The organism is Enterobacter sp. Ap-1006, from assembly GCF_011752835.1.
Lineage (GTDB): Bacteria > Pseudomonadota > Gammaproteobacteria > Enterobacterales > Enterobacteriaceae > Cedecea.
The window spans coordinates 1-1,616 of record NZ_VWWU01000017.1 but is presented as its reverse complement, the minus strand read 5'-3'; the positions used below and the strand labels follow the sequence as shown (position 1 = coordinate 1,616).

The 1,616-nt window shown below is 53.2% G+C and carries 1 rRNA gene; it reads right to left on the bottom strand.

What is annotated here, in order from left to right:
• Positions 1-5: 5 nt before the first annotated feature.
• A 16S ribosomal RNA gene (locus tag F3J28_RS22265) occupies positions 6-1,545 on the bottom strand.
• Positions 1,546-1,616: the final 71 nt, after the last annotated feature.

Here is a 1,616-nt window from a genome sequence, read left to right as displayed (position 1 = left end):
TTAGGTAAGGAGGTGATCCAACCGCAGGTTCCCCTACGGTTACCTTGTTACGACTTCACCCCAGTCATGAATCACAAAGTGGTAAGCGCCCTCCCGAAGGTTAAGCTACCTACTTCTTTTGCAACCCACTCCCATGGTGTGACGGGCGGTGTGTACAAGGCCCGGGAACGTATTCACCGTAGCATTCTGATCTACGATTACTAGCGATTCCGACTTCATGGAGTCGAGTTGCAGACTCCAATCCGGACTACGACGCACTTTATGAGGTCCGCTTGCTCTCGCGAGGTCGCTTCTCTTTGTATGCGCCATTGTAGCACGTGTGTAGCCCTACTCGTAAGGGCCATGATGACTTGACGTCATCCCCACCTTCCTCCAGTTTATCACTGGCAGTCTCCTTTGAGTTCCCGGCCGAACCGCTGGCAACAAAGGATAAGGGTTGCGCTCGTTGCGGGACTTAACCCAACATTTCACAACACGAGCTGACGACAGCCATGCAGCACCTGTCTCAGAGTTCCCGAAGGCACCAAAGCATCTCTGCTAAGTTCTCTGGATGTCAAGAGTAGGTAAGGTTCTTCGCGTTGCATCGAATTAAACCACATGCTCCACCGCTTGTGCGGGCCCCCGTCAATTCATTTGAGTTTTAACCTTGCGGCCGTACTCCCCAGGCGGTCGACTTAACGCGTTAGCTCCGGAAGCCACGCCTCAAGGGCACAACCTCCAAGTCGACATCGTTTACGGCGTGGACTACCAGGGTATCTAATCCTGTTTGCTCCCCACGCTTTCGCACCTGAGCGTCAGTCTTTGTCCAGGGGGCCGCCTTCGCCACCGGTATTCCTCCAGATCTCTACGCATTTCACCGCTACACCTGGAATTCTACCCCCCTCTACAAGACTCAAGCTTGCCAGTTTCGAATGCAGTTCCCAGGTTGAGCCCGGGGATTTCACATCCGACTTAACAAACCGCCTGCGTGCGCTTTACGCCCAGTAATTCCGATTAACGCTTGCACCCTCCGTATTACCGCGGCTGCTGGCACGGAGTTAGCCGGTGCTTCTTCTGCGAGTAACGTCAATCGCCAAGGTTATTAACCTTAACGCCTTCCTCCTCGCTGAAAGTACTTTACAACCCGAAGGCCTTCTTCATACACGCGGCATGGCTGCATCAGGCTTGCGCCCATTGTGCAATATTCCCCACTGCTGCCTCCCGTAGGAGTCTGGACCGTGTCTCAGTTCCAGTGTGGCTGGTCATCCTCTCAGACCAGCTAGGGATCGTCGCCTAGGTGAGCCATTACCCCACCTACTAGCTAATCCCATCTGGGTTCATCTGATGGCAAGAGGCCCGAAGGTCCCCCTCTTTGGTCTTGCGACGTTATGCGGTATTAGCTACCGTTTCCAGTAGTTATCCCCCTCCATCAGGCAGATCCCCAGACATTACTCACCCGTCCGCCGCTCGTCACCCAGGAGCAAGCTCCCCGTGCTACCGCTCGACTTGCATGTGTTAGGCCTGCCGCCAGCGTTCAATCTGAGCCATGATCAAACTCTTCAATTTAAAAGTGTTTGATGCTCAAAGAATTAAAACTGTTTATAAAATCAGTAGTCACTCTTCAAGACTTGATATTT